4 protein-coding genes are annotated in these 3,017 nt (G+C 69.4%); all 4 read left to right on the forward strand.

Going from position 1 to position 3,017, the window contains the following annotated elements; genetic code table 11:
- The coding region (locus ACNPM4_RS15455) for an ABC transporter permease (RefSeq protein ID WP_448986271.1) at positions 1–851 on the forward strand (851 nt) is incomplete at its 5' end.
- Positions 848–1,639, forward strand: coding sequence for an ABC transporter permease (locus tag ACNPM4_RS15460; protein ID WP_448986272.1), 792 nt, complete (start codon positions 848–850; stop codon positions 1,637–1,639). The genes ACNPM4_RS15455 and ACNPM4_RS15460, both read left to right, overlap by 4 nt.
- Positions 1,636–2,727 carry an ABC transporter ATP-binding protein gene (locus ACNPM4_RS15465; RefSeq protein WP_448986273.1) on the forward strand — a complete coding sequence of 364 codons (1,092 nt, stop codon included), beginning with the start codon at positions 1,636–1,638 and terminating at the stop codon, positions 2,725–2,727. The genes ACNPM4_RS15460 and ACNPM4_RS15465 overlap by 4 nt, the downstream gene beginning before the upstream one ends.
- Positions 2,728–2,811: 84 nt before the next feature.
- Positions 2,812–2,991, forward strand: a complete 180-nt coding sequence (locus ACNPM4_RS15470; protein ID WP_448986274.1) for a YegP family protein — start codon at positions 2,812–2,814, stop codon at positions 2,989–2,991.
- Positions 2,992–3,017 lie beyond the last annotated feature (26 nt).

Consider the following 3,017-nt stretch of genomic DNA (forward strand, 5'->3'; position numbering starts at 1 on the left):
GCTCCGGCCCGTCCCCGGCCTGGCTCGGGCTCGTCCCGTTCGCGGCCTACGTGGTGCTCTTCCTCGCCGTGCCGACCATCCTCGCGATCGGCTCCGGCTTCTTCGACGACGACGGCGCCTTCACCTGGACCAACGTCGCGGCCCTCGCCGACCCGGTCGTGCTGAACACCTTCGCGAACTCCGCCTGGCTCTCCCTGCTCACGGCCGTCGTCGGCGCGGTCGTCGGCGCGCTCGTCTGCTACGCCCTCCTCGGCATGAACCCCGACGGGGCGATGCGCCAGTCGGTGGATGCTGCGGCCGGCGTGCTCGCGCAGTTCGGCGGGGTCATGCTGGCGTTCGCCTTCATCGCCACGATCGGCATCCAGGGCGTCGTCACCCTGTTCCTTCAGGACGCGTTCGGCATCGACATCTTCGCGACCGGCGCCTGGTTGTACGAGCTGCCCGGGCTGATCCTGCCCTACATCTACTTCCAGATCCCGCTCATGGTCATCACCTTCATGCCCGCCCTCGCCGCGCTCAAGCCGCAGTGGGCCGAGGCCAACCTCACGCTCGGCGGTAGCCGCTCCAGCTTCTGGCTGCGCATCGGCTTCCCCGTGCTCGCCCCCTCGTTCCTCGCCAGCCTGCTGCTGCTGTTCGCCAACGCCTTCTCCTCTTATGCGACGGCCGCCGCTCTCGCGAGCCAGGGTTCGCAGATCGTGCCGCTGCAGATCCGCACCGCGCTCACGAGCGAGACGCTGCTCGGGCGGGAGAACCTCGCCGGCGCCCTCGCACTCGGCATGATCGTCGTGGTGGCGGTCGTGATGTCCCTGTACTCGCTCATCCAGCGCCGCGCCGCCCGGTGGCAGTCATGAGTCGCCTCGGTCCCTCTCGCACGACCCGCTGGGTCATCGGCATCCTCGTCGGCGCGTTCTTCGCCATCCCCCTCGCCTCGACCTTCCTGTTCACGCTCCGCGGGAAGGAAGGACCGACTCTCGAACACTGGGCCGCCCTCTTCGATCCGGCCGCCTCCGCCGCGATAAAGCCGATCTGGACGGGCCTGGGCAACTCGCTCGTGCTCGCGGTCGTCACGGTCGTGATCGTGCTGCTCCTGCTCGCGCCGACCATGATCCTGGTCAACCTGCGCTTCCCGAAGCTCAAGCCCGCGTTCGAGTTCGCGGCACTGCTGCCCATCTCGATCCCCGCGATCGTGCTCGTCGTCGGGCTCGCTCCCCTCTATCTGCAGATCGGACGCACGCTGGGCACGGGCACCTGGACCCTCGCTTTCGCGTACGGCATCACTGTGCTCCCGTATGCCTCCCGATCGATCCAGGCCTCGATCGATGCGGCCGACCTGCGCACCCTTTCGGAGGCGGCGCGCTCTCTGGGTGCGAGCTGGCCGACCGTGGTCCTGAAGGTGCTGGCGCCGAGCCTCCGGCAGGGACTCCTCGCGGCATCGCTGATCTCGATCGCCGTCGTGCTGGGCGAGTTCACGATCGCCTCGCTCCTGAACCGCCCGGTGTTCCAGACCGCGATGGTCGTCGTGCAGAAGCAGGATCCCTACGCGCCGGCGATCTTCACCCTGCTGGCGCTGGCGTTCGTCTTCCTTCTGCTCCTCCTCATCGGCCGCGTCGCCCGCGGCACCGGAAAGGCCCGCTCATGACCCTCGACCAGGCGCTGCCGCGCACCAAGGACAACCTGCTCCTGGCACGAGCCGGTGAGGAGACCCGCGTCGAGCTGCAAGGCATCGTGAAGAGCTACGCCGGCACGCGCGTACTGCACGGGGTGGACCTCGACATCGCACCCGGCGAGTTCGTCTCGCTGCTCGGCCCCTCGGGATGCGGCAAGACGACGCTGCTCCGGGTGCTCGCCGGACTCGAGGGCGCCGACGAGGGTGCGGTGCTGCTCGGGGGCGGTGACGTGTCGCGTGTGCCGACGAACAGACGCGACATCGGCATGGTCTTCCAGTCGTACTCGCTGTTCCCGCATCTGCGGGTGGTCGACAACACGGCATTCGGTCTGCGGCGGCGCGGCGTCGGCAGACACGAGGCGCAGAAGCGCGCGCTCGATGCCCTCGCGCTGGTCGGCCTGGCGGACTTCGCCGACCGCTTCCCGCACCAGCTCTCCGGCGGGCAGCAGCAGCGGGTCGCGCTCGCGCGGGCTCTCGTCACCGAGCCCAAGGTGCTTCTGCTCGACGAGCCGCTGTCGGCACTGGACGCCAAGGTGCGCGTGCAGCTGCGCGATGAGATCCGCCGCATCCAGCTGCGCCTCGGCATCACGACGGTCTTCGTCACGCACGACCAGGAGGAGGCGCTGGCCGTCTCCGACCGGATCGCTGTGATGAACGCGGGGCGGATCGAGCAGATCGGCTCTCCCGAGCAGTTGTACACGACCCCTTCGACGGCGGGGGTCGCGGCCTTCGTGGGGCTCTCCAGCGTCGTCTCCGGCGTCGCCGAGGGCGACCACGTGCTGGTGTGGGGGCAGCGCCTCCCGCTGCAGTCGCCGGCAGACGGCCCGGTCGATGTGTACCTCCGACCGGAGAACGTCCACTTCGCGTCGGAGGCGGATGCCGCCACCGACGCCCTGGTCGAGGAGAGCACCTTCCTCGGCAGCATGCGCCGCACCCTCGTCCGCACCGAGTCGGGCGAGCTCGTCCGGGTGCAGCACGCCCCCGGCATCCATCCCTCGTTCGGCGACCGGGTGCGCATCGCCGTCGCCCCGGAGCCGGTCGCGGTGCACCCGCGCGGGTGAAGCCGCCCTTCCCTCCGATATACCGGGACCGCTAGCGTGAGCCGCGAGGGCGGGTTCCCTCCATCCATCGAGAAAGGACGCCTCATGGCAGGCAAGTTCGAGCTGTACACCGACAAGTCCAGTGAGTACCGGTTCCGTCTGAAGGCCGGCAACGGCGAGGTCATCGCGACGGGTGAGGGCTACTCGTCGAAGTCCGCCGCCCTGAACGGCATCGACGCCGTCCGCCGCAACGCCGCCGACGCCGAGGTCGTCGAGGTCGACTAGCTCAAGAGCCCACTTCACGAAGAGAC

The sequence above is a fragment of the Microbacterium umsixpiens genome (assembly GCF_053543675.1).

Coding starts and splice junctions, on each gene's coding strand:
- ACNPM4_RS15470 (WP_448986274.1), top strand. CDS start 2,812: ATGGCAGGCAAGTTCGAGCTGTACACCGACAAGTCCAGTGAGTACCGG.
- ACNPM4_RS15460 (WP_448986272.1), top strand. CDS start 848: ATGAGTCGCCTCGGTCCCTCTCGCACGACCCGCTGGGTCATCGGCATC.
- ACNPM4_RS15465 (WP_448986273.1), top strand. CDS start 1,636: ATGACCCTCGACCAGGCGCTGCCGCGCACCAAGGACAACCTGCTCCTG.